The following is a 26,934-nucleotide window of genomic DNA, read 5'->3' as shown; positions in this document are numbered from 1 at the left end:
GGCATCGGGCATCGGGCATCGGGCATTATTAGATAGTCTAGTTACAACAAGTCATCGCGTCAGTGGATTATCCTCGCACTTATCGACTTTTATCTCTTTTTTCACATTTTTAAAATTTTTATATTTCCTTAAACACTTTTCGAGCATTATTTCGTTAAATAATTTATATGTAAAAGATTATTTTAAATTAATTCAATCGACATTAGCGCAATGTTCTTTATTGATATTTTTTATTTTATTGACGACTCATACCGCTCAAGCATTAAGTACAACGACAGCGAAAGCGATAGAAGGTAGTGCGCCGGAAGTGATAAATATCGATTTGGCAGCGAATAAGCAAGGATTTACGGTTAATGGTATTTTTTACAGTGAAGCAAGTAACAATATCAAAGGTGATGTAATTAAGGAATTTAGTGGTGAGTTAAGCCCTGCTGATTTTATCGTTAAGAATTTTTACTATAATTCATTGGATAACACATTAAATTATGCGGATAAAGATGGTGATGGGATAGATGCATCAAAGCCATTTTTACTTTCATTTACCAGTAAACAGTGGTATGACGGTAATGGAAAATTAATTACAGATATTAGTAAAACAATGGGGTGCGGAAGTGGTTATCCGATGCCATTAACGCTTGAAATAACAACACAAGTAAAGACCTATTCTAAATATGGTATCCCTCGGGAAAGTGATTATGTGCCAATAGTAAAACGTTATCAAATTTCTTCTAAACCTCTACTTTGTTATGCTAAACCTAATGCAACAATTGTTAACAAATCTAATCAATGGATTAGTTATAATGCCGATGGCAGTGGTGAAGCTTGGAATGATGTTAATCGTACCAGTCGTCATCCGATTCACGGTGGTGGTTTTACGGCAGATTATGTTCCAGATATGGGATTTAAGGTCAATCCTACTGTATCGAAAGCGACGTTTCCAACAACTGGTTTTCCTGGCGCTAAGTTTCAGTTAGTTATGTCAGGTGCACAAACTGATTATAGTTATAGTATCATAGCTAACCCTGGTGGGCAGGTTTCGGTTGATCCGCAAGGATTTGTTAAAATCAAAGATAAACCGACTGGTAATGTAACAGTAAGTATTGTCACCAAAAGAGATAACTCCAAAGTTTTTACTTATACCTTTAATCCAACAAGTATTTGGATAATTCCACAAGGTAGTAATTATATGGATTTTGAGAGTGCAAAAAATCGATGTGGTGGCATCCAAAATATACCGGCTATTTCAGTGTTTACTAATTCACCACAAAATAATATAGCGCCTAATGTTGATTGGGATACCAGTATGAACACCTTTACACGGGCGATAGGACAAGGCGTGTTCCCAGAATGGGGATTTACAAATTTTGCTGCTTATCCGGATTCGCAATGGGGTAACTTTGTACAAGCTTTGGATGGAAAAGCATTCTATTGGACATCTAGTGTTCATCTTACTGGTAGTTATATGTTTGTTGCTGATGCAAGAGCAGGTAATGTAAATACTTATTCTGTTACTTATCAACATTTAGTTGCCTGTAAAGGCTAAATAATTTTTACAATGGTATATTTGATCTCATTATGATGGTTAGTGCCATCTACTAATGGGCTATGCAACTTACAAGGGTAAGAAAAAACGCATTGTGATGATTATATTATTAGAGAGAAAACAAAATTTTGTCTTGTCGCTAAGCGACAAGCAAAATTTTTTAAAATGAATGCATAAAAAATAAACAGATAACGGTGCTTTATTGATAACTTAGCAACAGTTAAAAGATACTTCAGTTGAGCGTAAATAATAATTATAGATAACTGTGCTAAACAGATAAATTTTTTAACTTAATTCACTTAAATTTATATTGGAATTAATCGCTAACTTTTTATCATTTTCATAAAAACGACTTGAGTTAAGTGAATTACAGCCATCTATTTACCAATAAATCTTACATATTTAACCAGTTAAACGACTAGGTAAATTTACTCTGTAGGTTATATAGTCATGTTGTTCATTAAGTTATGTATGATAAAAGTAGCGTATTGATAAATAATAAAATATTTATGCTGATTTTTTAATCTGTAAGTGGGATTTTTAGTTCAGCGTTTACCAAAATAAATCAAGGCAATGTCTAACAGCAAAGCGCTTAAAAAACACCATAATCTTTAAGCAATCACCACGATAAATGAATGATAATTTGCTAGATAACGGTTATTTTTCAACCATTAAAAATGGATCAGTGTAGTCATCTGATTTACTTTTAGTCGATTATTATTTTAACTTTTAAAGTGCTGTACCTTTACGGGGTGTAAAAAATTGTGTCATATCTAAGCCTTCTATTTCAAGTAGTTTAATTTTTTTATCTATGCCACCAGCATAACCGGTTAAATTACCATTGGCACCAACAACTCGATGACAGGGGATAATAATGGATATAGGATTATGACCAACCGCACCGCCAACGGCTTGGCTTGACATGCTAGCCTTATTTGTTTGTAGTGCAATTTGTTTGGCTATATTGCCATAGGTGATTACATGCCCGTAAGGGATCTGACACAAAATTTGCCAGACTAAGTGTTGAAAAGGGGTACCTTGTGGCGCGAGTTCAAGTTGCTTAATGTTAGGTTTTTTCCCTGCAAAATAATCATCGAGCCATTTTTTTGTCTGATTAAAGATGGGTAGGTTTGCATGATATTGTTTTTCTGCTTTGAGAATGGTACCGAAATATTTTTGTCCTTCAATCCAAACGCCAACTAATTTATTTTGTTGACTTGCTAGACTGATTGAGCCCATAGGTGATTGGTATTGAGATAGATAAAACATGCTGACCTTTTTAATGTTATCACTTGAAATAATTGATTAATTGTGCAGGTTTATTGTAACAAATTCTATCATTTTTTTAATTGCAAAAAGTATGTTGAGTTAAAGATGCCCCAATGTTGAGGGGGCATCTTTTAACTGTTAGATATTATTGTTTGCCTTTTTCGACATAACTCATATCACCTAAACTTTCAACAATAAATTTGCCATCATCGGTATAACGAATTTTAGTTACACTTGCATTACCTAAACCTGCGGTTATCGGTTTATCTAACAGCTCTTCAACCATTGCCATAATTGCCAAACCATGCGATACGACTAAAACGTTACCGCCACCTTGTGCTTTGGCTGATTCTGCAATCATTTTTAATGATTCTTGCATGCGAGTTTTTACTTTATTATAGTCTTCTGCTTCTCCTGATTTTTCAACAGCAGCAATCGCGTCGATCATTTTTTTAAGTGTTACTTTACCTTTTGCTAAATCGTCCATAAGATCTTTATCAGATGCGTAACCTAAATGTTTGGCTGCCGGATTCCACATATTAGGGTCAAGATCACCTTCATATTCGCCAAAGCAATTTTCCCGTAATCCTTCCATTTCGTTTATTTGCACTGGCACACCTTTTGTTTCGAGAATAATACGTGCAGTTTGCCTTGCTCGTCCTAAATCACTAGAATAGACCGAAATAAAATCAACATCTTTTAACCCTCGACCAAGTTGCTGAGCAACGTCAATACCAGGTTTGGTTAATGGGGTATCAGACCACCCCTGAACACGATGTACATTATTGAACATGGTTTTACCATGTCGAGTAACATAAAGATAGACATCTTGAGCGAAAGCATTTGTTATCGTAAAAAGAAATACCAATAACAAACTTGAAGATTTTATTAATGTTTTCATAAAAAGTACCTCATAGTGTTCTGATTTATAATAAGTTAAAACGGTATTCTGCAATAAATTCAGCACCTAAGAACTGTGCAGTTTGTGATTTACCATTTCGTAAAATGGGTGTGCGATTTTTATGTTTATAAGACCATCCGGGCCCAACCATTCCCCAAAGGGTTAACCCTTTTAAACTATTATTGGTCGGGATCCAGCTGGTGAACAGGTTAAATTCGCTTGAGCGTACGGTTGTGTGCCTGAATTTAAACTCCCCATAATTTGCAGTTAAACCAAGCGTTAAATCGGGATATAGCTTATAATCAATGATTGTTGATAATGCTCGTTCGCCATGTCGTAAATAATCTTCGCCTGCTTGCGTCATAGACATAAATGTACCGCGTGAGTGGCTAGACATATGGCGATGATAATAGCCTAACTGTCCTTGACCTTTTTTAGCATCAGTATAGGCAATGCCAATTTTAGCTCCCCACTTATCATCTTGCCATTTGACATCAGCGGCATAGTGATTGGCATGTTTATCAAAATAACGTTTGCTTAGTGCCATTTTTTTATAATTATTTAGCGATTTGGTAAAATATAGTTGGGTGCCAATTGTTAACTTATCGATTGGTTTAATGCTACCTAAAAAGATTTGACGGCGTAAATAGTCTTTGCTTTCACCAATGGCATATTCAACGCTGTAAAATTTATTTTTTAGTGAAATATCGCCTGTGGCAATATAATCAATGGTGTGTTTGCCATCACGACTTTTAAACTGTTTTTTATCGGGAGAGTCGCGAGAAATTGAATGCGTTATATAAGCCCCTTTTAATGTCACTTCACCGTAATTTAATGTTGCGCTATAGCCTTGATAAGTTGTTGGCGATAGGCGAGTAGTATTAGAAATAACCCCAAAGTTTTTCATTGTATGCCAGCCAATATTACCATTAAGATTAACATCAGCTACTTTCGCTTTTAATTTTACATAACGTTGGCCTATTTTAGTGTAGCCACCGGCATTGCTACTTTTGGCTTTATTGCCTTTATTGTAAAGTACGCCTCGACTTGCAAAGTGATCACTGGCAGCTAAACGAAATGCTCGATAAAAATCAGCATGTAAACTAATAAAATCAGCCAAATAACCGGATTGATAACTTACTGCAACGCCATGCCCCCATGCATTGTGAACTGTTTTTGGATTTTCGGCTTCTTCTTTTAAATACTTCCAATAGTTTTTGGTTGTTAGCACGATTTTGGTATCTTTAAAAAATTCATTATCAGCTATTGATTTAGGTTCATATTTTGATGTCGATTCATTAGCTACCACAAGACTACTCGTCAAGCTAAAAAGTATAACAGTGAGGGATTTTAATTTCATTCCTAAATTCCTAAAGTGTTTATATTCAAAATTTAAAATAATTAATATTTATAAGTTTTTATTTTTTACTAAACATTTAGGTTTTGCCTGCCATGGCAGTAACAATCCAATCTGCTCAATTTTTTGTCGGTCTAATTTTTTAAGGTAGATTTACCTTTTTCAACATAATGCATGTTGCCTATTTCAACCACGTTGTATTGGCCGTTTTTGTAAACAATTTTAACGACTGTTGCATTCGATAATGGTTTATTTTTATTGCTGTTGTCAGTAAGATCAGAAATCATTACTTGCATTGACATTCCAGATGAAATCGCTAACACATTTTTTTGGTGATGTTTGATTGCATTATTAACGATAGTCTTTAGCGCTGCTTGTGTACGCTGTTTAACTTGTTGATAATCTTCGGCTTGATGTTTAGGATCAGCTTTGGCAATAGCATTCGTCAATGCAGCGACAGAAATCTTACCTTCTTTATAGCTTTTATAAAAACTGTCGACAGATTTATAACCCAAAGAATCCATACTGGCGTTAACCATTTTGGCATTCGGCCCACCTTCAAAACCACCATAAAATACTTCACGTAAACCTTTCAGTTCTTGGATTTTATAATCTTTTACCCCTTTTTGTGCTAGCAATACTTGCATTGTTTCGCGCTGGCGACCTGCATCACTGGTATAGTAAGCATCAAATTTAATATCTTTAAGGCCTTCACCTAAATAGCGAGCAACTTCAATACCTTGTTCAGTTAAAGGCGAGTCAGCCCATCCTTGAACCAAATCATAACTATTGAAAAGTGTTTTTCCATGACGAGCAAAATAGATGGTGATCGTGTCTTGTGATGAATTTGATGATAATTGAGCACAACTCGTGATTAATAGGCTAGATGCAATCAAATTTACGGTAACGAGTGTTTTTATGATTATTTTTTTCATATTCTAGTTCTAACTTTTTAGTAAAGTAGCTAACCATTCTGCCTTGACACAATAATTAACTACTTTTTAACTCGCAATTAGTCAATGATAGACTAATCACTTTATCGTTTATTTTAATGTTTCACCATTTGAGGCGATGACAGATTGATACCAATAAAAACTTTTCTTTTTATAACGCGTTAAGCTACCTGAACCATCTTGATTAAGATCGACATAAATAAAACCATAACGTTTGGTTACTTCTGCTTTTGAGGCACTGATAAGATCAATGGGTCCCCAACTCGTGTATCCCATGACTTGTACACCATCATTGATTGCTTCTCGAATTTGCACAAGGTGATCATTCATATAATTAATTCGATAGTCGTCGTTGACAGTGCCGTTATCCTCAAGTTTATCTTTAGCACCTAAACCATTTTCGACAATAAATAGCGGTTTTTGATAACGTTCATAAAGCATATTAAGTAAATAACGAATACCAATAGGATCGATTTGCCATCCCCATTCAGAAGCTTTTAGATAAGGATTTGGCACCATATCTAAAATGTTACCTTTCGTTTTTTGTGATTCATCCGCTGTTGCGCAGCAACTCATATAATAACTAAATGAAACAAAATCGATCGTTTCTTTAAGATCTTCATGATCTTGCTCTGTTATTGTTAGTTTAATATTGTTCTCTTTAAAAAATCGGTGCATATAGGTTGGATAGTATCCACGCACTTGTACATCACCAAAAAATAACCAACCATGATTTTCTTGATGAGTAGCCCATACATCTTCTGGTTTTGGTGTAAGTGGGTAGGCAACAGCACCCAATAACATATTACCGATTTTTGCATCAGGAATCATGTTGTGGCATAGTTTTACTGCTCGGCTACTCGCGACAAGTTGATGATGAATCGCTTGGTAAATTTGTGCTTTGCTGCTATTGCGGGCAAGCCCAACACCGGTAAACGGTTCGTGTAATGACATATTGATTTCATTAAAGGTTAACCAAAGTTTTACTTTATTTTTATAGCGTTCAAAAACTGTTTTAGCATAAAGGGTAAAAAAGTCGATCACTTTACGGTTTGCCCAGCCACCATATTGTGTAACTAAGTGGTAAGGCATTTCGTAATGAGATAAAGTAACTAATGGTTTAATATTGTGTTTTATCATTTCATCAAATAGCTTATCGTAAAAAGCAAGCCCTGCCTCATTAGGCTGAGTTTCATCGCCATTTGGAAAGATCCTAGTCCATGCAATAGAAGTGCGTAAACAGGTAAAGCCCATTTGTGCAAATAGTGCAACATCTTCCGGATAGCGGTGATAAAAATCGATTGCTCGATCTTTAATACTAGTAATGTTATGTTCATTACGATCAACAATATCACCAAATAGTCCATTAGGTGTACAGTCCGAGGTCGATAGCCCTTTGCCATCTTCACGAAATGCCCCTTCTACTTGATTGGCGGCAATCGCACCGCCCCATAAAAAATCTTCAGGAAATTTTGTTGACATGTTTTACTCCTTATTTGTCGATAATGCCAATAATGCATCACCAATTTGAATATTATCTTGTTTAAAAATACATTGAATATCTTGATAATTATCTGTATTTGTTACGATAATTGGTGTAGTGACTTCAAATCCAGCTTGTTTAATAGCATCTATATCAAAGCTAACAAGTAGATCACCTTTCTTGACTTTACTGCCAGCTTGTACGTGAGCTTCAAAGTATTGACCCTCTAATTTAACAGTATCAATACCAATATGAATTAAAATTTCAGCACCTGAATCAGTTTGTAATCCAATCGCGTGTTTAGTTCTAAATAGTGAGACCACTTCACCATCATCGGGTGCAACAGCTTGACCAATTGTTGGTATTATCGCTACACCTTTTCCCATTAGTTCATTGGCAAAAGTAGGGTCATTAACTTTATTTAAAGCAATTAACTCACCTGTCATTGGGCTAAATAAGGTAACGCTGCTGTCATTAACTTTATCATGTTGTTTTTCAGTTTGTTGTTCGTTTTGTCCGATTACATCGCGTTTATCTTTCGCAATTCCAAAAAGATAAGTAGCAATCAAGGCAAGCATAAATGAGATTAAACAACCCACAACGACCGCATAAAATCTTTCATCGATACCTTCAGCAGGAATTAATTGTAAAAATGAAAAGATACTAATAAAACTAAATGAGTAAATTACCGTATGGAAGTAACCCACAATACCGCCACCAACTGTAGCGGCTAGACAGCCAATCACAAAGGGTCTTTTTAACGGTAAATTAACACCATAAATAGCCGGTTCTGTTACCCCAAAAATGCCCGATAAAACGGATGAACTGGCCAATGCTTTAAATTGTGGATCTTTTGCTCTTAGCATCACCGCTAAAACAGCCCCCACTTGTGCAAAAACCGCTGGGAATAAAATTGGTAGCATAAAATCTTCGCCACTGATAGATAAGTTATTCATGGCAAACGGGACTAATCCCCAATGAATACCAAAAATAACCATCACTTGCCAAACTGCAGCTAAAATCATTGAGGCAATAATTGAGTTGAGTTGATATACATAAATAATACCAGCAGCTACAATATCGCTTAAAAATGAGACCACAGGACCAATAACTGCAAAAGTTAATGGCACAGTAATTAGTAACCCAAGCAGGGGCGAAATAAACTTTTTAAACGAGTCATGTAATATTTTATTAAAGCTTCTTTCTAATAAGCAATAAAACCAACTCGCTAAGATGATTGGAAAGACAGAAGATGCATAGGGAATAAGGTTTATCGGAATAGAGAAGAATTCCGTTTTAAGGGCTAAAGCACTCCCCATCATATTGACTATATTGGGGTGGACTAAAGCGCCGCCAATTGCCATACCAACGTAAGGATTACCACCAAATTTTTTCACGGCAGAAAAACCTAAAATTAGTGGTAAGTAGTAAAAAGGCGCATCGGCAATCGCAAATAAAAAATTATAGGTTGGTGTCGCAGGCTGAACAAGATTCAATACTTGCAATAATGATATGAGGCCTTTTAAAATACCGCCCGCAACGATGATAGCTAATGCAGGAATAAATATACCAGAAACTAAATCAATTAATTTAGATAAAATGCCCGATTTTTTACCTGATGAACTGTTTGGTTGAGAAATTTCATTTAATTTGGTTAATTCCATAATATCGTTAAACACATCAGCAACATTGTTACCAATAACGACCTGAAATTGCCCACCGCTTTGTACAACAGTAATTACACCTTTTTGTTTTTTTAAAATATCGGCATCAGCTTTATTGTCATCTTTCAATACAAAGCGTAATCGAGTTGCACAATGAACTAAACTGGTAATGTTCTCTTTTCCACCAACGTGTTGAATAATTGATTCGGCAAGCCCTCTGTTTTTCATACCTTATCCTTATTAAAAGCAAAAAAAAACCTAACCACCTTTGTTCAAGGTGATTAGGTTTTGCTTGCATAATTTATTGTTCTATTATGCAATAACAATCCAAAAATTATGAAGTTAGGCTAACATAAATTGTGAAAAGTAAATATCACTTTTTGAAAGTCATTACAAAAATGTGATCTATTTCACATTATTGCGTTTTAAGCTCATTACGTAAACGTTCAATGTGGATGGTTAAATATAAACTTTCGTCATCGGTAAGAGGGTGCTGATATTGTTGAATTAGATGTAAGTCTATTTGTTTGGTACAAAGGTAAGCGTGCTCATATTTTTGCCGAATTATCTGATACAGTGAAGCATCTTGTTGTACTTGTTTGCTTTGGTTTAAAATTCGATGAGCAAAAAATTTCAAATGTGTTACAAACCGCTGATAAGATAAACAATCTTCATCATATTCGAAGTTGAAATGATATTTTACAATATTAAGGATTTCCCGCATAATCTTTGTCATTTTGACGATATTTGGCATGGTATCATTTAGCTGTGCATTAATAATATGAAAAGTGATAAAGCCGGCTTCGTCTTCGGGTAATTCAATATTCAAACGATCTTTTATTACCGATAAAGCGTATAACCCCATTTGGAACTCTTTGGGGTAGAGTTTTTTTATTTCCCACAAGAAACTATTTGGAATGTCAAATCCTTGCTTATGACGCTCTATGGCAAAATGAATATGATCAGTGAGTGAAATATAAATACTATCTTGTAGTTTTCCTTCTATAAATTGCTTGGCATGTTGAATAATAATTTCTGAAGTGGTGAGTACTTCAATTGGAATTTCAGAAAGTAACTCAGCAAATTTGGGCAAAGTTTCTTTATTGGTTAATGAAAACTGCTTTTCAATTAGGGTTGGATCAATTAAATCACCTTCACGTTTTTTAAAGCCAACGCCTCTACCCGTTACAATTAATTCATTGCCTTTAGCATCAAGCGTAATAACTACATTATTATTAAGTATTTTATGAACTTTCATAGCTTAGGATTTAATTTATCGGTTAAAATATTATGAATAGCTAATCGAAAATGGAAAGTTAAAATATCAAAAAGTGTGATATTTATCATAATTCCAACAAAATTTTATTGCTTTTTGAGGAAAAAATAACAAAAAACCCGATACATTGGTCAATATCGGGTTTGCACTTTAACATTAGATTAAAAAAATTATTGAGCCAGTAACTTATTCATTGTCTGAATAAATTTACTCGGATCACTAAGCGAACCTTTTTCGGCAAGCAGCGACTGATCTAATAATAATTCAATCCAATCCTTGAATGCAGCTTCATCTTGGGTATCGGCAATGCGTTTAACCAAGCTGTGATCAGGATTAATCTCAAAAGTATATTTTATATCTGGCGCTTTTTGTCCTGCTGCGGCAAAGAGTTTAGCCATTTGTGTTGTCATTTCATCAGCAGCCGTAGTCACAATTGCTGGCGTATCCGTTAAGCGATGGGTTAATTTGACTTCTTTAACTTTATCACCTAATACTTTTTTGACTCTCTCAATAAATGGTTCAAGTTCTTTTTCAACTTGTTTTTGTGCTTCACTATCTTGATCGGCTAATTTTTCGATTGATTCGTCTGATTTGCTGATTGATTGGAATTGTTTACCATCAAATTCAGTTAAATTGCTCATCATCCATTCATCAATACGATCAGAAAGTAATAAAACTTCAATACCTTTTTTACGGAATAACTCAAGATGAGGACTATTTTTTGCTGCGCCATAACTATCAGCAGTAATATAGTAAATTTTTTCCTGACCATCTTGCATGCGGCTAATGTAGTCTTCTAATGAGACAGTTTGTGCATCACTATCACTATGGGTTGTAGCAAAACGCAATAATTTAGCTATCGCTTCACGGTTAGCAAAGTCTTCACCTGTACCTTCTTTTAATACTAAACCAAACTCACTCCAGAATTGTTGATACTGTTGTTTGTCGTCTTTGTCTAATTTTTCAAGCATCTGTAATACACGTTTAGTACACGCATTACGTAAACTTTGGGTAATTTTATTGTCTTGCAGAATTTCACGCGATACATTTAGTGGTAGATCATTTGAATCAATTAATCCCTTCACAAAACGTAAATAGTTAGGCATAAATTGTTCCGCATCATCCATAATAAATACGCGTTGAACATAGAGTTTTAAGCCGTGTTTGTTATCACGATTCCACATATCCCAAGGTGCTTTAGATGGGATATAAAGTAAACTAGTATACTCTTGTTTACCTTCAACGCGATTATGACTCCAGCTTAAAGGATCGGCAAAATCGTGAGAAATATGTTTATAAAACTCTTTATATTCTTCATCAGTTATTTCAGATTTGCTTCTTGTCCAAAGCGCTTGAGCTTTATTAACTTTTTCCCATTTAACTTCTTTACTTTCTTCGTCTGTGGTTTGTACTTCAACCGGAAGAGAAATATGATCAGAATATTTGCTGATAATTGATCGTAAACGCCAGTCATCTAAAAACTCTTTTTCATCGTCTTTTAAATGTAATGTGATTTCAGTTCCTCGGGTTTCTTTATGATCATCAGAAATAGTGTATTCACCTTCTCCGGCTGATTCCCACATGACGGCTTCATCTGCATTTGCAGTAGCGGCGCGCGTTCTAACGGTCACTTTATCAGCAACGATAAATGCGGAGTAAAAACCGACACCAAATTGGCCAATTAACTGACTATCTTTAGCTTGATCGCTACCAATTGATTCTAAAAATGCTTTGGTGCCTGACTTAGCAATAGTGCCAAGATTTTCAATGACTTCGTCACGAGTCATACCAATACCGTTATCCGAGATTGTTAGCGTACCAGCATCTTTATCGGTTGAAATACGTACGCCTAGTTCACCATCACCGGCGTATAGATTTGGGTTTTCTAATGCTTTAAAACGGAGTTTATCGGCAGCATCAGATGCATTAGAGATTAGTTCACGTAAAAATATCTCTTTATTAGAATATAAAGAGTGGATCATTAAATGAAGAATCTGTTTAACTTCGGATTGAAATCCTCGTGTTTCGGTTCCTTGCTTACTCATTGACTAGTACCTCTTACTCTATTAAGTAAATTCAATTAACGATTGCGACCATAATGATTGTTAACTCATTGATATACTTTAACGATTATTTTAAAAAAATATCAATACAAAAGGGTATTAACGTTAATCGAATAACATTGTTTTAACCATATGATTTATTATTGTATTGGTATATGGGAATAAAAAAATCGTTTTCAATAGACGTTTGCAAATTTAGTGGGTAGTTTGCTGGTTTTTTGTAAAGTTGCCAAAAAAGCCCTGACATTAATTCAGGGCTGATTAACAACTTTCTAATGATTATTCTGGTGTAAATCCAAAAATAAGAATCGCGATAATTGCTACTGGAATAACAAATCGTGTCAATAAAGTCCAAACAATAGTCCAGAATGAATTTAAGTTGAGCTCTTGACGGATGCGTTTTTGATTCATCATCCATGCACCAAAAATAACCGTACCTAGTCCTGTGACCGGCAACATAATTTTACTGGTTATGTAGTCAAGAATATCAAAAATATTTTTGCCAAATAGCGTTACATCGGCCCATTTGTTGAACGATAAAATACAGGCAATACCTAATGCCCAAATAATAATACTACTTACAGCGGTTGCTGTTTTACGGCCCATATGTGTTTTTTCTTCTAGCAATTCAACTGTTGGCTCAAGTAAAGAGATAGAAGAGGTTAATGCAGCAAAAGTTAAAAAGATAAAGAATAAAATACCTAAAATTAAACCACCACCCATATTACCAAATGCAATTGGTAACGTAACAAATATTAAGCCTGGACCAGAACCTGGTGTTAGATTGTTGGCAAAAACTAATGGGAAAATCGCTAAGCCAGATAAAACAGCCACAATAACATCTAATATCACGACTGTACGGGCGGTTGATAACAAGTTAACATCCTGTCCTAAGTAAGAGCCATATGCCATCATAATACCCATACCTAATGATAGACTGAAAAATGCATGTCCCAACGCAGCTAAAATAGCTGTGCCGTTTAATGCTGACCAGTTAGGTGAGAATAAGAATTCACAAGCTACACCAAAAGACGGTCCACTTGCATAAGCCGCGTAACCTACTAATACTAATAGTAAAATGCCTAAACCTGGCATCATCACTTTACAGCCACGCTCTAAACCTGCTCCGACACCTAAGGCAACAATAAATGCAGTTGCAAACATAAATACGGTATGCCAAGTGAGTAAACTAGTCACATTACCAAGGAAGTCAGTAAAAATTTGTCCGGTAATTTCGCCTGTTGCGTTTTCAAAGGTCCCTTCTGCTGCCAGCACAATATAATCTGTAGCCCATCCACCGATTACACTATAAAAAGATAAAATTAAAAATGAGCCAAGTACACCAATAATACCAACCCAACGCCATGATTTAGAACGTCCCTCAGAAGCGGCGACATCTTCCATTGTATGAATCGGATTTTTTTGCCCGCGGCGACCAATTAACCATTCTAAAACTAAAATTGGTAGTCCAATCATGAACATGAACAGTAAATAGGTGAGTACAAATGCTGAACCACCCATTTCACCTGCCATATATGGAAATTTCCAAATATTACCTAAACCCACTGCAGAACCCGCCGCTGCAAGCATAAATCCCATGCGAGAGCTCCACTGCGAGTGACTTTTCTTCATAGTACCTGTACTCATGAATATCTTTTCCTTTACTCTTAATTAAACGTTTAATTTTAGTGTAAACAAATGCTCAAAAAGCTTTTTTATTAAAAAAATTAAGTGTTAGATCATGCCATGAAACCAAGCTATAAACAAGAAAACATTACTTTATTTACTATATCTGTCTAAAATTTTAGCTTGACGTTATTAGTAAATTAGCATCTATTACTGAATAATTTTTATATTAATTATTCTATTAGATTGACTTTGTTCATTAAATTAATGTCAATAAAAATTAGCCTACAAGTAGAGTAGAAAAAACTTATTTTGATAATAAAAATAAACGATTGAATGAACGTACCCAGCCAGCTGTAATTTCTATTAGGTTTTTATTATGATCATCATAATTAATGAACTAAGAATAGTTTGGGCAATTTGTTGATAATTACTGATAGTTAGAATATAGTTAATTTCAGTTTTGATAATCTTATAATACATAATCATGTCACAAAATATCGATATTAATGAAATCAATAAATTTTCACAGATGGCTGCCCAATGGTGGGATCCCAATGGTAAATGTAAGCCACTACATATTATTAATCCATTACGAGTAGACTATGTTAAGCAAAAGTGTGGCTCATTAGAGCAAAAAAATGTATTAGATGTAGGATGTGGTGGGGGAATTTTATCTGAAAGTTTAGCCAAACTCGGTGCTAATGTTACGGCAATCGATCTAGCTGATGAATCATTACAAGTGGCAAAATGCCATGCACAACAAAGTGGTCTTTCTATCACATATTTAAAACAGACCGTTGAAGAGCATGCTGACCAAAAAAGTGATTATTATGATATGATTACGTGTATGGAATTATTAGAACATGTTCCCGATCCCTTTTCTATCATTAACGCTTGTGCAAAATTACTTAAACCTGGCGGAAAACTATTTTTATCAACCATTAATCGCAATTATAAAGCTAAATTAATGTTGATTTATGGTGCTGAATATATTGCAAGACTAGTACCAAAAGGCACACATGACGCCAATAAATTTATTCGTCCGTCAGAGTTAATGCTATGGGTTGAACAATCAGGTTTAGTGGTTAAAGATATTATCGGAATGGAATATCATTTACTCAAAAATCAATTTACATTAGGATCGAATGTCGATGTGAATTATATTATGATGGCGCAAAAAGAGATTAATAATGATTATGAGTAAGTTAAATTTTTTGATATGTAAGTGAACAAACACTTAATAAAATATTAAATTTAACTAGTTTTTCATAAAAAAGAAAGGTAGAATACGTCGGCAATATTTTATCAACAATTCAACTCAATGGTGAATATTGTCATGTCTCGTATCGTAAAAGAAGCCCTCACATTTGATGATGTGTTATTAGTTCCCGCTCACTCATCTGTATTACCTAACACTGCTGATATTAGTACTCAATTAACGAAAACAATAAAACTTAATATTCCAATGCTTTCAGCTGCAATGGATACGGTTACCGAATCCGATCTGGCTATAGCCCTTGCTCAAGAAGGTGGAATTGGTTTTATTCATAAAAATATGCCAATAGACGTTCAAGCAAATCATGTTAAGCGTGTTAAAAAGCATGAAAGTGGTATTGTACAAGATCCAGTTTCAGTGTTACCAACAGCAACAATACAGCATGTTATTGATCTTGCTAAAGAGTATGGCTTTGCCGGTTTTCCTGTTGTCACCAAATCGCAAGAATTAGTGGGGATTATTACTGCACGGGATGTAAGATTTGCCACCGATTTGTCGTTACCGGTTACTGCAGTGATGACCCCTAAAGAACGTTTAGTAACGGTCAATGAAGGTGAAAAACGTGAAAGTGTTCTGCAAAAAATGCATGAACACCGCGTTGAAAAAGTATTAGTCGTTGATGATAAATTCCACTTAAAAGGCATGATCACCGTTAAAGATTACAATAAAGCGGAGCAAAAACCGAATGCTTGTAAAGATGAAAAAGGACGCTTGCGTGTCGGTGCTGCGGTAGGTGCTGGTGCTGGAAATGAGGAGCGCATTGCTGCCTTAGTCGAAGCGGGTGTCGATGTGCTGTTAATTGACTCTTCACATGGTCACTCCGAAGGCGTTCTTGAACGTATTCGTCAAGCTCGAAAAGCGTATCCTGATTTACAAATAATAGGTGGTAATGTTGCAACGGCCGAAGGTGCAAAAGCCTTGATCGAGGCGGGTGTGAGTGCAGTTAAAGTTGGGATTGGTCCAGGTTCAATTTGTACAACGCGTATTGTCACTGGTGTGGGCGTACCACAAATTACAGCGATTATGGACGCTGTAGAGATGGCACAAAAATACAATATCCCAGTTATTGCCGATGGTGGCATACGTTTTTCGGGTGATATTGCTAAAGCGATTGCAGCAGGTGCTTCGTGTGTTATGGTTGGATCGATGTTTGCTGGAACCGAAGAAGCACCCGGTGAAATTGAATTATTCCAAGGCCGAGCTTATAAATCTTATCGTGGAATGGGGTCATTAGGTGCAATGGCGAAAGGTTCTTCAGATCGATATTTCCAAACTGATAATGCCGCTGATAAATTAGTACCTGAAGGGATTGAAGGTCGTATCGCTTATAAAGGCTTATTGAAAGAAATCGTCCATCAACAAATGGGCGGATTACGCTCTTGTATGGGATTAACTGGTTGTGCCACAATTGATGAATTACGCACAAAAGCTAAATTCTATCGTATTACTGGTGCAGGCATGAAAGAAAGTCATGTACATGATGTACTTATTACTAAAGAACCACCTAACTATCGTGCAGGTGTTTAAAATCCAAAAAAAAACAGGGATCATTGATTAAATGATCCCAATCTAACATAATTAATTCTCTATAAAACAATTTGTTATTTTTAAATAAATTGTTTCAGTTATTGCATAGTTATATTTTCTGCGTTTGACTACTCTAGATAAAATTTAAATATCAATCTCTCTGCTAGATTCTTTTAAAACTAACAACGTTTGTCAAAATTGCTATCAGTCATTCAATAAATCTCACTGTTTGAAATTAATAGGAACAAAAAATCGTAAATTTGAAATAATTAACAATCAATGACAATTTTTAACATAAATAACCGTTACAGGTGATATTAATTACTTTATGATACCCAAATCATTTTTACTTTTATGGTATTGAAATATATGAAAAAAATAATTTTTAATTAAACGAAAATAACCATATAGATTTCTGCCAAAAAACAGGTATAGCGTTACAAGGAGCGGTAAAAATATGATTGAAAAGGGATATCGTTTTATATTATTTTGTCTTCGATCGGGTGTGATCCCCATATCTAAGGGTTTAACAAAAAAACAATTATTGACTTACTTTAAAGCGTCGTTATTAGAACATTTTTTTATTTATTTTAAGCTTGTTAACAAACCTATAGGTTTAATGCTTAATACGCTTTATCTTCATCTCTTTTTTAAAAAGACAACCCTAATAATTGTTGGCTTACTGTTACTCCCTTTTACTTGTGCCAACGCATTGATCGCCGCGACAGCGAAAGCAATAGAAGGGAATGCACCGCAAGTAGCCAATATAGATTTGGCCGCTAGTAAACATGGATTTACCGTAGGTGGTGTATTTTATAGTGAAGCAAGCAGTAATATGAAAGGGAATGAAGTTAATCTTTTTGACGGTAATTTAAAACCATCAAGTTTTGCAGTTAAAAACTTTTACTATGATTCGTTAGATAATAAATTAAACTATGCCGATAAAGATGGCGATCAGATAGATACTTATAAACCTTTTCTACTCAGTTTCACGAGTTCTAATTGGTATGATGCAAATGGTAAAGCGTTAACCAATATTAGTCAAAGATTGGCTTGTGATAATGCGTATACACTGCCATTAACGTTAGAGATTACCGCACAATTAAAAACTTATTCTAAATATGGCATTCCTAAAGAAAGTGATTATGTGCCAGTGACTAAACGTTATCAAATTTCTCATAAACCGACAGTTTGTTACGCACAACCTAATCTAGCAAACGATTCAAGTAATAATACGCAATATCAAGATTTAGATGGTCCCGATTGGGGCAAAGGAAAAGGATTTATTCCACAAGATATTAATACAGCTGCTAAAAATTTTCCAAGTACCGGTTCAGATAATTTAAGATTTTATTTGTTATTAAGCGGAATAACACCGCAAGAAGTCGTCAATATCAATGGTAGCACAATTAAATCAAGTTCAGGTAATGTTACGTTATTGCTATCAGCGGAAAATACGCCGGGTTGGGGTAATAGTAGTAGTGTAAGTGCGGTAAAAATAGTACTAAAAGGGCCAACAACTTCAACTGCCAATAAAAGTTTTTCTCCGGTTACCTTTCAGTTATATTCTGACAAAGCTAAGCAGAATATACTCTACAGTTTTACTATACAACGTTGGTATCTCACCCCATCAGTTGATCTTGTTTCAAATCAGAGTAGCGCAATATCTTATTGTCGAGGCATTGGTTATCGACTGCCAAGTGTGGCTGATTATACTAATGCTAATACTTCGATTTGGTCTGGCGGAATACCTGGGCGTAATATAAATGGTTACCGTCGTCAATTAAGTTATAGAGGAACGAACGGCAAATGGATAGGCGGATTATTTAACGAATGGGGAACCATGTTTAATCAACCTATTCATTATCCTGGCACAAACTGGGCTTCTGATCATCCTGGAGATTGGTATTGGGCGATGGAGACTTATCAAGGTAATCCAATAAGAATTGATGCTGGTGATGGGGACATGTGGTATAACGAACCAAGCTTTAGTTCATATCATATTGCTTGTGTTAGTCCATAACTGTGATGATATTATAGCCTCAATTTTGTTATTAGTTGTTTTATATACTGAGTTGAGGTGGGGGTATTACAAAAATAAAAAACACATATTGGCTTAATAAACGATTTACCACTGTTCAGATCATGTTGTTGTGTGTTTTATACTCTAAAAAACTTGATAATTGAGCCCTGATGAGGGCAAGATTGCCAACAAACTTAGAATCTATTATTTATAAATGAGTGAAGTAAAAAATTTGCCCAGACACAAATAGTGATCTGGGCAGAATTTTTATTGCTGTACAAATTGTTATGAACACGACAAACAACTCAATAACCTTTGCTGATTTTAAGTTAAATCAGCAAAATACATGGCAGTTATTTGATAGCTTTGGCAACAATTTCTTGCGCTTCTTTTTGTAATGTTGCTAAATGATCGTTACTGATAAAACTTTCAGCATAAATTTTGTAAGCGTCTTCTGTGCCTGAAGGTCGAGCTGCAAACCAACCGTTTTCAGTTATCACTTTCAATCCACCAATTGGTGCATTATTTGCCGGCGCCGTAGTTAAACATTGGGTAATTTTTTCACCAGCAAGCTGGTCTGTCGTTAACTGGCTGGCATCAAGTTTAGCTAATTTTTGTTTCTCAGTAAAAGAGGCCGGTGCTTGGAGCCGTCCATAATATGAAACACCAAATTTTGCTTCAAGTTCTTGGTATTGTTCTTGTGGATTTTTTCCTGTTTTTGCCGTCATTTCAGCTGCTAGCAAACATAAAATAATACCATCTTTATCGGTTGCCCAAACTTTTCCATTCGTTCTTAAAAAAGAGGCGCCAGCACTTTCTTCGCCGGCAAAACCTAATGTTCCATTGTAAAGACCATCAGCATACCATTTAAAGCCAACTGGATATTCTAAATATTTTTTATTAAGGCTATTGGCGACGCGGTCGATCATTGAACTCGTTACTAATGTTTTACCAATAGCTATGTCTTTATGCCATTGTGGACGATTTTGGAATAAATAATTCACACAAACAGAAAGGTAAGCATTTGGATTCATCAATCCTTTTGGCGTTACAATACCATGACGGTCAAAATCGGTATCGTTACCAAACGCTAAGTCAAACTTATCTTTTAATTGCAATAATCCCGCCATTGCCCAGCGACTAGAACAATCCATTCTAATCACTTCATCATGATCAAGGTGCATAAAGCTAAAGGTCGGATCGATTTTATTGTTGACAATATTAAGTTTAATACCATATTTGTCAGCAATTCTTGGCCAATAGGTGATACCGGCTCCCCCTAATGGATCAACGCCAATATTAAGATCAGAAGATTTAATTAATGCTAAATCTAAAATGTTTTCAAGATCATTTACATAATCAGTTTCGTACTCTTTAGTATGTATGTAAGAGGAGTTAATCGCTTTGTCTAAAGAAACACGCTTCACGCCATTAAGTTTATTTTTTAGTAATTCGTTAGCGCGATTTTCGATTTGCTTAGTGATATGCGTATCGGCCGGACCACCATTAGTCGGATTATATTTAATACCACCATCTTCAGGCGGATTATGCGAAGGCGTAATTACAATACCATCAGCCAATTGTGATTGTTTGCCAAGGTTATACGTTAAAATAGCATGTGAAATAACTGGCGTTGGGGTAAATCCCCAATCTCGAGCGATAACAACGGTTTGTTCATTAGCGACAAACACTTCTAATACTGATTTTAATGCCAACTCTGACAAAGCATGGGTGTCTTGACCAATAAAACATGGACCCGTAATATTATTTGCCTGACGGTATTCTGCTATAGCTTGAGCAACGGCTAAAATATGATCCTCATTAAAGGTACCTTTGTTGGAACTACCGCGGTGACCTGAGGTACCAAAAATCACTAATTGACTTGCGTTTTCTATATCAGGGCTAATGCTATAGTAATTATTTCTTAATGCTTCAACGTCAATGAGATCAGACGGTTCAGCTAATAATCCTGCCCGGCTAGGGTTTGCCATTTTATACTCCTCTTTCATAAATTATCTATTTATATCTATGCTACAAGCTATAGTTGTTTATTCTTTAATAAAAGCATGTGATTTTATTTATTCTGCGATGAAAAAATTTCAATCACTCGATTAATCATATTTTCTGATATACCCATATCACTCATAATTGATTCAATAATATAGATTTTTCGGGCTGTATTGGTATTGCTGATCACCCAATACGGCGTGCCAATTACTTCACGCGGCTTTGTATTTTTACCGGATGTTTCTAATGACTCTTTATCTTTCGCCAAATATTGCCGTTTACTGCCATGCAGTGATGTAGCCGCAATTGAAAATAAAGCTGGGTTATAATTGTAAAGCGCACCAAGTAACAATATAAACCGATTTATAATTGATTTTTCATTAACAAAAGTATCACTCGTTAGTAAGTCATTAAATAAGGTATATTGATTGTCTGCTTGACTGGTAGTACTAATTGTTGTTTTTACAGGTTGATTGATCTTTAACAAACGACGCAAAATACTTGATGCATCTTCACCAATATGTTTAGTTTGTGCTGCAATAAATTGATATAATTCTTCGTCTATTTCGATGGTTTTCATTATGTTAATTATGCCTATTAAGTTATTTTACGGGACACCCTTGCGCTGCAATTGCAATATTGTCGAGTTGATGCAAATTACTGCCTGCATTCTCTGATAAACAATCTTTATTTTTACTCTCAACAATTGCTTCATTATCTAATTTTTGTTGTTGATTGGTATCATGGCAGGCACATATCATAACTGATAATATTAATTGAAAAAATAACCGTTTCATATACTTATTGTATGGTAGATAAACTATTAACCTGAGTATAACTCAACTTGCTAAGAAATAATATTATCTAGTGATAAAATAGTGAAAATGATATTGTCGTTTTTATAAAAGAATATTATGCTAAAAAATAGTATGAGCATGCTCATACTCAAATTATATGAGGAATAAATTATGAAAAAAATCGTCACTTTAGCTATTTTAGCAGCAATTTTAACGGGTTGTGGTAATAGTGATATATATTCTGGCGATGTTTATACAACAGATCAAGCAAAACAGGTTCAACAAGTTAGTTATGGTACAGTTGTGTCTGTTCGCCCAGTGAAAATCCAAACTAATGCCTCTGATGGTAGCAGTGAAAATATTTTAGGTTCATTAGGTGGTGCAGTACTTGGTGGCGTTTTAGGTAATACAGTCGGTAATGGTACCGGGCAAGCTGTGGCGATTGCAACTGGTGCAATCGGTGGTGCAGTGTTAGGTAGTGCAATTGAAAATCAAGCTAGCCAAACCAGTGCTGTTGAGTTAGAAATTCAACGAGAAAACGGCGGCAATATCGTTATTGTACAAAAAGGATCTGCTAATGATTTTTTTGCAGGGCAAAAAGTACGTTTAGTCAGTAATGGTAAACAAATTAGCGCATCACCTCGTTATAATAGCGAAATTAAGAAGTAATTTTCCCTTTTTTCTAAATAAAATAGACTTTGCTTGTTAGCGTTCTAAGCGAAGTCTATTTTCGCAAAATTATTCATTTAACTATCTTCAGTAAGTCGTGCACCAATAAAATCTTCAAGGCTTTCTCTTCAATCCATATCAAATATTATCAATATGCAAATTCAGGCATAAAAAATTTGATTGGCTCGTTGTGAATATATAAAATTATTGAAATCATTATTACTATAAAAGGAACAATAAAGCGATGCGTATATTACATACTATGATTCGTGTTGGTGATTTACAACGATCAATTGATTTTTATACTCGTATAATGGGCATGCGATTATTAAGAACGAGTGAAAATACAGAATATAAATATTCACTTGCTTTTGTTGGTTATCATGATGAATCAGCCGGTTCAGTTATTGAACTGACCTATAATTGGGGAACACAAAGTTATGATCATGGTAATGCTTTTGGGCATATTGCTATTGGTGTTGATGATGTTGCGCAAATGTGTAGTAATGTCAAACAAGCAGGTGGCAAAGTAACGCGTGAAGCCGGTCCAGTAAAAGGGGGCAACACAATTATTGCATTTATTGAAGATCCCGATGGTTATAAAATAGAGTTGATTCAAAATGATCAGGCTAATAAAGCATTAGGTCATTAAAATTAAGGTAAATCATATCGCCGATCAAATTCGGCGATATTGTTGTAAAAAATGAATTAACTAATTTACGTTAAGGCTTTTATGTCAAAGCTAGCAAAATTATATAGCGCTAACCTATGAGTTACTATTTTGCTAGTAAACTTCTAAGTAGGTTTTGATTAATCATTGCTTGTTTCTGCTGTTCTAAACGTGTAGCTGTGATAATTGAATTTAATGAATTTAATGAACAATCAAAATCATCATTAATAATAATATAATCATATTCATCATAATGTGAAATTTCGGCTTGAGCTTTTTGCATTCTTTTATCAATTACCTGATCATCATCTTGTCCACGCTTCTTGAGTCGATTTTTTAGCTCTTCAATTGATGGTGGCAAAATAAAAATGCTTTTTGACTCGGGCATTTGCGCTCGTACTTGCCTTGCACCTTGCCAATCAATATCTAAAAAAACATTTACTCCATCAATTAAACTTTTTTCGATCTCATCTTTTGAGGTGCCGTAATAGTTTTCAAATACATGCGCATACTCAACAAAAGCTTGTTGATTGATCAACGATTCAAACTGTTGATGATCAACAAAATAATAATGTTCACCATGTTGTTCACCAGGCCTTGGTGTGCGAGTTGTATGAGAAATAGAAACTCTAGCTGGATGATGATCTTTTTGCGCTAAATAAGCTTGAATTAAACTTGATTTACCCGCACCACTTGGTGCTGAAATAATAAACAAGGTTCCTGTATACATAAAATTTTATCACTTAGTATGAAAAGGTTGATTAGATAACTAAAATAAGATAACTAAAACGAAATGCAAATATTATAACAAAATAATTTGCTAGATTGTGGTATAGCAAACATCAAATTACATATGTTTATACTGGATGCAATGATAGGTTGTTAAAGTTTTTGCAATTTAATAAGTTAACAATATACTGACAATACATCAAAACGACTATAAAAATAATTGAATTGAATTTTGTTAATCAGAAAGATAAATTTGATCAACCGCTAATTTTAGCAGTAATTTTTTAAGGTATAGATATAAAAAATATAACAATATAGTTTTGATGAAGGTATCAATAAAATAGTACACAAAAATAATAATTGCAAAAATTTTGTGTCATATTCATGTCTGGTTTATCTTTATTTAGCAATAAAATTTTTAACTATCATTGAATCTAGGGTGAATAATATAGCCCATATACCCCTATAACAGTATTTTTCTTCGTTTAACCACGTTATATCAAGCAGCGAAAGGCTAAAGATAAAATTACTGCTCAATGATGAAAAACATAATATTGATCAAAAAAGGATAACTAGTAATATGACAAATACCAAAATAAAGAGAGTAAGTTAATCAACAAAATCAATTTAAAAATAACTATTTAAAATGATTTGATTTGTTACTAATTAAATTTTAGTTAAAACTGTGATGACTCTATGTCATAATATTGTCATTTAAACCAGAGCTAAGTGGAGTAAATTATGCCATTAAAATATTATGGTGCCAATGCAACGCTTTCAACAATAAATACGACCTCATTTAGCCCTTCACCTATCATAAAAACTGAATATAAAGCGAATAAGACTATGACTGAAAATAAAAAAATGCCAATAAATGCCCAATCTAGTCCTGAAGTAGAAAAAAAATCCAATTTATCAGCTACTAAAAATAATTCAAATAAAGTGCCCACTTCAAAGTTAGCCATCTTAGCGATTGCTTTAACAATCGGTTTAGGCGGCTTTGTTTTTTATCATGGACACTTGCAAGTCGAAAATCAAAAAAAGACAATTGCAAGCCTACAAGTTGAACTTGCCAATTTGAAACAAAGTACCAAAGATAGTATTGTTCATGATTTGCAAAATAGCATCACCGATGCGGTAAACAAGCAAAATCAACAATTTTCATCGCTGGAACAGCGCGTTGATCGCCAACTCAATGAACAACAAAAAAATCAACAACAGTTAACCAATCAAATCAATGACGCCTCAAAATTAACTGAACAAAATTTGCATAATTTAAACGAGCGTCTTTCGGCCATGTCAACAACAGATAACAGTGTGTGGTTGATTTCACAAGCAAATTATCTGGTGCATCTAGCGGGTAGAAAAATTTGGAATGATCAAGATTATACAACCGCTCGATTATTGCTTAAAAGTGCCGATGAAAGTTTAGCGCAAGCTGATGATCCTAGTTTGATACCGGCAAGGCAAGCGATTAATCAAGATATTACTTCACTGTCAAAAGTCAGTTTTGTTGACTATGATGGTATTGTGATGAATTTAATCGGACTTTCTGAATCCCTAACGGAATTACCTTTGGTTGGAAATTACAAAGAAATAGATTTAGGGATGACACAATATAATGATGACATATCATCAGCACAATCAGTTAATACGCCGACTAATTCAAAAGAGCTAACCGAAGAGCCAACAGAGAAAAATAATCATCGCGAAATAACGTCGTCTGTTTTTGATTGGTCGAATAATTTATTGACTAATGCTCAGTCATTTTTGGATAAATTCATCACCATTGAAAAAATTGATGAAAATGAGAAAAATTTTGCCACTTGTTTATCCAAAGCTCAAAAAGATGAAAAACAGATTGTGAGATGTCAAATATTGAAAACACCACTAAATTTAGAACAATCACTTTATTTACGCGAAAATATTCGTTTTCGTTTATTGATTGCAGCTCAGGCTGTACCAAGACATCAAGATCTTGTTTACCAACGCGCTTTAAGTGATGCTGCATTGTGGGTTAATGCTTATTTTGATGGTAATGCGCCTGATGTTAAAGCTTTCTTAGATGATCTTGAGAATTTACAAAGTCAATCAATCAGTAATCAATCTGTTCCAGATAAGTTGGCAAGCGCGACGGAATTAGAAAAATTAATGCAATCGCGTGTGCGTTCAATGATGGCTAAATAGGAGAATAATAATGCTAAAAATATTGATTATTTTTTTAGTGTTGGTGGCGGGTTTTTTGTTAGGACCGCTATTACAAGGTCATCAAGGTTCAGCTGTTTTTGAAGTTGCAAATTATAAAGTCAGTATGTCATTTAATTCATTTGTCATACTTGAGTTATTAGCTTTATTTTGTTTATATATTGTTTATTGGTTTTTAAAGAAAATTTTTAATTCCAAAACAATTTTAGGGGAATGGTTACGTTCAAAATCACCTAAAAAAGTTGTTAAACGGCTTGAGATGGCACAAATTTCACTACTTGAAGGCGATTATCAACAAGCCAGTAAGTTTTTTATGAAATCAGCTAAAGTATCGAACAATTCGGCATTATCTTATTTGCTTGCTGCACAAGCGCAAATCGATAATGATGAATTGGTTTCAGCCAATCAATCTTTGGAACAAGCTGCACAAAACTGTCAACCTAATGAGATATTTGCTTTCAAACTGGTACAGATACGTTTACAAATTAAAAACCGTGAATATGCTTCAGCGCGAACAACAATAGAGCAGCTATTGAATGAAAAACCACGTCATCCAGAAGTATTAAGACTTGCCGATCAACTCTTTTATGATATGGGTGATTATCAAGCTGTGATTGATTTAATGCCTGCTATGTACAAAGTTAAGGCTTATAGTGAATCTCAATTAGATCAATTTAAACAAGCCGCTTATATTGGTCGCATTAAGCAATTGTCAGCTGATAGCGATCCATTAGCATTAATAAAATGGTGGAAATCACAACCTAAAGCAATTCTAAATAATATGGCGTACCAAAAAGCAATGGCGAATTATCTTAATCAAGTAGGACAAACAGCTGAAGCTAATAAGATTATAAATGCTATCAATAAGCTTGAAAATAAAGAGAGAACATAAT

Annotated in this window: 20 protein-coding genes and 1 pseudogene; 8 read left to right on the top strand and 13 right to left on the bottom strand. The window is 34.6% G+C overall.

Features of this window, described 5'->3' with window-relative positions; all coding sequences use genetic code 11:
- Positions 1-1,543, top strand: a pseudogene (locus tag J3U59_RS07935) (hypothetical protein); the annotation flags it as partial.
- A 729-nt stretch (positions 1,544-2,272) separates the two neighbouring features.
- On the opposite strand, the gene J3U59_RS07930 reads toward J3U59_RS07935, so the two are convergent.
- The 9 genes from J3U59_RS07930 to J3U59_RS07890 all read right to left on the bottom strand — a co-directional run bounded on the left by J3U59_RS07930 (position 2,273) and on the right by J3U59_RS07890 (position 14,156).
- The gene (locus tag J3U59_RS07930; protein WP_267333062.1) at positions 2,273-2,812 is read right to left on the bottom strand and encodes a methylated-DNA--[protein]-cysteine S-methyltransferase; all 540 of its coding nucleotides are present in this window, start codon (positions 2,810-2,812) and stop codon (positions 2,273-2,275) included.
- 145 nt (positions 2,813-2,957) lie between these two features.
- Complete coding sequence (locus tag J3U59_RS07925; protein WP_267333061.1) at positions 2,958-3,713, bottom strand: histidine phosphatase family protein; 756 nt, start codon at positions 3,711-3,713, stop codon at positions 2,958-2,960.
- A gap of 25 nt (positions 3,714-3,738) precedes the next feature.
- A complete protein-coding gene (locus J3U59_RS07920) occupies positions 3,739-5,073 on the bottom strand; it encodes an OprD family outer membrane porin (protein WP_267333060.1) in 1,335 nt (444 codons plus the stop codon).
- Positions 5,074-5,204: 131 nt separating this feature from the next.
- Positions 5,205-6,005, bottom strand: a complete 801-nt coding sequence (locus J3U59_RS07915; protein ID WP_267333059.1) for a histidine phosphatase family protein — start codon at positions 6,003-6,005, stop codon at positions 5,205-5,207.
- Between the two features lie 108 nt (positions 6,006-6,113).
- Complete coding sequence (locus tag J3U59_RS07910; RefSeq protein ID WP_267333058.1) at positions 6,114-7,505, bottom strand: glycoside hydrolase family 1 protein; 1,392 nt, start codon at positions 7,503-7,505, stop codon at positions 6,114-6,116.
- Positions 7,506-7,508: 3 nt separating this feature from the next.
- The gene (locus J3U59_RS07905) at positions 7,509-9,398 is read right to left on the bottom strand and encodes a beta-glucoside-specific PTS transporter subunit IIABC (protein WP_267333057.1); all 1,890 of its coding nucleotides are present in this window, start codon (positions 9,396-9,398) and stop codon (positions 7,509-7,511) included.
- A gap of 187 nt (positions 9,399-9,585) precedes the next feature.
- Positions 9,586-10,428 carry a BglG family transcription antiterminator LicT gene (licT, locus tag J3U59_RS07900; protein ID WP_267333056.1) on the bottom strand — a complete coding sequence of 281 codons (843 nt, stop codon included), beginning with the start codon at positions 10,426-10,428 and terminating at the stop codon, positions 9,586-9,588.
- A gap of 188 nt (positions 10,429-10,616) precedes the next feature.
- Positions 10,617-12,491, bottom strand: coding sequence for a molecular chaperone HtpG (gene htpG, locus J3U59_RS07895; protein ID WP_267333055.1), 1,875 nt, complete (start codon positions 12,489-12,491; stop codon positions 10,617-10,619).
- A gap of 297 nt (positions 12,492-12,788) precedes the next feature.
- Positions 12,789-14,156, bottom strand: a complete 1,368-nt coding sequence (locus J3U59_RS07890) for a sodium-dependent transporter (RefSeq protein ID WP_267333054.1) — start codon at positions 14,154-14,156, stop codon at positions 12,789-12,791.
- A 466-nt stretch (positions 14,157-14,622) separates the two neighbouring features.
- Here J3U59_RS07890 and ubiG point away from each other — a divergent pair, with 466 nt between their 5' ends.
- From ubiG to J3U59_RS07875, 3 genes are all read left to right on the top strand, one after another.
- The gene (gene ubiG / locus J3U59_RS07885; RefSeq protein ID WP_267333053.1) at positions 14,623-15,342 is read left to right on the top strand and encodes a bifunctional 2-polyprenyl-6-hydroxyphenol methylase/3-demethylubiquinol 3-O-methyltransferase UbiG; all 720 of its coding nucleotides are present in this window, start codon (positions 14,623-14,625) and stop codon (positions 15,340-15,342) included.
- A gap of 132 nt (positions 15,343-15,474) precedes the next feature.
- Positions 15,475-16,941 carry an IMP dehydrogenase gene (gene guaB, locus J3U59_RS07880; protein ID WP_267333052.1) on the top strand — a complete coding sequence of 489 codons (1,467 nt, stop codon included), beginning with the start codon at positions 15,475-15,477 and terminating at the stop codon, positions 16,939-16,941.
- 457 nt (positions 16,942-17,398) lie between these two features.
- Positions 17,399-18,964 carry a hypothetical protein gene (locus J3U59_RS07875; RefSeq protein WP_267333051.1) on the top strand — a complete coding sequence of 522 codons (1,566 nt, stop codon included), beginning with the start codon at positions 17,399-17,401 and terminating at the stop codon, positions 18,962-18,964.
- A gap of 353 nt (positions 18,965-19,317) precedes the next feature.
- Here J3U59_RS07875 and pgm read toward each other — a convergent pair whose 3' ends face one another.
- From pgm to J3U59_RS07860, 3 genes are all read right to left on the bottom strand, one after another.
- Positions 19,318-20,955 (bottom strand): phosphoglucomutase (alpha-D-glucose-1,6-bisphosphate-dependent), encoded by a 1,638-nt coding sequence (gene pgm, locus J3U59_RS07870; RefSeq protein ID WP_267333050.1) that lies wholly within the window; start codon positions 20,953-20,955, stop codon positions 19,318-19,320.
- A gap of 83 nt (positions 20,956-21,038) precedes the next feature.
- Positions 21,039-21,551, bottom strand: coding sequence for a hypothetical protein (locus J3U59_RS07865; protein ID WP_267333049.1), 513 nt, complete (start codon positions 21,549-21,551; stop codon positions 21,039-21,041).
- Between the two features lie 22 nt (positions 21,552-21,573).
- Entirely contained in the window at positions 21,574-21,768 is a 195-nt protein-coding gene (locus J3U59_RS07860; RefSeq protein ID WP_267333048.1) for a hypothetical protein, read from the bottom strand.
- Positions 21,769-21,936: 168 nt separating this feature from the next.
- On the opposite strand from J3U59_RS07860, the gene J3U59_RS07855 reads away from it, so the two are divergent.
- Both J3U59_RS07855 and gloA read left to right on the top strand, forming a co-directional pair.
- Complete coding sequence (locus tag J3U59_RS07855) at positions 21,937-22,437, top strand: glycine zipper 2TM domain-containing protein (protein WP_416379557.1); 501 nt, start codon at positions 21,937-21,939, stop codon at positions 22,435-22,437.
- A 244-nt stretch (positions 22,438-22,681) separates the two neighbouring features.
- A complete protein-coding gene (gene gloA, locus J3U59_RS07850) occupies positions 22,682-23,089 on the top strand; it encodes a lactoylglutathione lyase (RefSeq protein ID WP_267333046.1) in 408 nt (135 codons plus the stop codon).
- 124 nt (positions 23,090-23,213) lie between these two features.
- Here the strand turns inward: gloA and gmk are convergent, their stop codons facing one another.
- The gene (gene gmk / locus J3U59_RS07845; RefSeq protein WP_267333045.1) at positions 23,214-23,837 is read right to left on the bottom strand and encodes a guanylate kinase; all 624 of its coding nucleotides are present in this window, start codon (positions 23,835-23,837) and stop codon (positions 23,214-23,216) included.
- A gap of 740 nt (positions 23,838-24,577) precedes the next feature.
- Here gmk and J3U59_RS07840 point away from each other — a divergent pair.
- Both J3U59_RS07840 and J3U59_RS07835 read left to right on the top strand, forming a co-directional pair.
- Entirely contained in the window at positions 24,578-26,023 is a 1,446-nt protein-coding gene (locus J3U59_RS07840; RefSeq protein WP_267333044.1) for a uroporphyrinogen-III C-methyltransferase, read from the top strand.
- 10 nt (positions 26,024-26,033) lie between these two features.
- On the top strand, positions 26,034-26,933 hold the full coding sequence (locus tag J3U59_RS07835; RefSeq protein WP_267333043.1) for a heme biosynthesis HemY N-terminal domain-containing protein: 900 nt from the start codon (positions 26,034-26,036) through the stop codon (positions 26,931-26,933).
- Position 26,934: the final 1 nt, after the last annotated feature.

Source organism: Gilliamella sp. B3783 (assembly GCF_026536125.1).
In the GTDB taxonomy this organism is placed as follows: Bacteria; Pseudomonadota; Gammaproteobacteria; order Enterobacterales; family Orbaceae; genus Gilliamella.
The sequence above is the reverse complement of the archived record's forward strand: the minus strand, read 5'-3'. Positions and strand labels throughout refer to the sequence as shown.

What these genes read in the sequence shown, in the direction of transcription:
- htpG (WP_267333055.1), bottom strand. Translation starts at nt 12,491, where the DNA reads ATGAGTAAGCAAGGAACCGAAACACGAGGATTTCAATCCGAAGTTAAA.
- J3U59_RS07890 (WP_267333054.1), bottom strand. Translation starts at nt 14,156, where the DNA reads ATGAGTACAGGTACTATGAAGAAAAGTCACTCGCAGTGGAGCTCTCGC.
- J3U59_RS07905 (WP_267333057.1), bottom strand. Translation starts at nt 9,398, where the DNA reads ATGAAAAACAGAGGGCTTGCCGAATCAATTATTCAACACGTTGGTGGA.
- pgm (WP_267333050.1), bottom strand. Translation starts at nt 20,955, where the DNA reads ATGGCAAACCCTAGCCGGGCAGGATTATTAGCTGAACCGTCTGATCTC.
- licT (WP_267333056.1), bottom strand. Translation starts at nt 10,428, where the DNA reads ATGAAAGTTCATAAAATACTTAATAATAATGTAGTTATTACGCTTGAT.
- J3U59_RS07865 (WP_267333049.1), bottom strand. Translation starts at nt 21,551, where the DNA reads ATGAAAACCATCGAAATAGACGAAGAATTATATCAATTTATTGCAGCA.
- J3U59_RS07835 (WP_267333043.1), top strand. Translation starts at nt 26,034, where the DNA reads ATGCTAAAAATATTGATTATTTTTTTAGTGTTGGTGGCGGGTTTTTTG.
- J3U59_RS07860 (WP_267333048.1), bottom strand. Translation starts at nt 21,768, where the DNA reads ATGAAACGGTTATTTTTTCAATTAATATTATCAGTTATGATATGTGCC.
- J3U59_RS07875 (WP_267333051.1), top strand. Translation starts at nt 17,399, where the DNA reads ATGATTGAAAAGGGATATCGTTTTATATTATTTTGTCTTCGATCGGGT.
- gmk (WP_267333045.1), bottom strand. Translation starts at nt 23,837, where the DNA reads ATGTATACAGGAACCTTGTTTATTATTTCAGCACCAAGTGGTGCGGGT.
- guaB (WP_267333052.1), top strand. Translation starts at nt 15,475, where the DNA reads ATGTCTCGTATCGTAAAAGAAGCCCTCACATTTGATGATGTGTTATTA.
- ubiG (WP_267333053.1), top strand. Translation starts at nt 14,623, where the DNA reads ATGTCACAAAATATCGATATTAATGAAATCAATAAATTTTCACAGATG.
- J3U59_RS07930 (WP_267333062.1), bottom strand. Translation starts at nt 2,812, where the DNA reads ATGTTTTATCTATCTCAATACCAATCACCTATGGGCTCAATCAGTCTA.
- J3U59_RS07840 (WP_267333044.1), top strand. Translation starts at nt 24,578, where the DNA reads ATGCCATTAAAATATTATGGTGCCAATGCAACGCTTTCAACAATAAAT.
- J3U59_RS07910 (WP_267333058.1), bottom strand. Translation starts at nt 7,505, where the DNA reads ATGTCAACAAAATTTCCTGAAGATTTTTTATGGGGCGGTGCGATTGCC.
- gloA (WP_267333046.1), top strand. Translation starts at nt 22,682, where the DNA reads ATGCGTATATTACATACTATGATTCGTGTTGGTGATTTACAACGATCA.
- J3U59_RS07915 (WP_267333059.1), bottom strand. Translation starts at nt 6,005, where the DNA reads ATGAAAAAAATAATCATAAAAACACTCGTTACCGTAAATTTGATTGCA.
- J3U59_RS07920 (WP_267333060.1), bottom strand. Translation starts at nt 5,073, where the DNA reads ATGAAATTAAAATCCCTCACTGTTATACTTTTTAGCTTGACGAGTAGT.
- J3U59_RS07925 (WP_267333061.1), bottom strand. Translation starts at nt 3,713, where the DNA reads ATGAAAACATTAATAAAATCTTCAAGTTTGTTATTGGTATTTCTTTTT.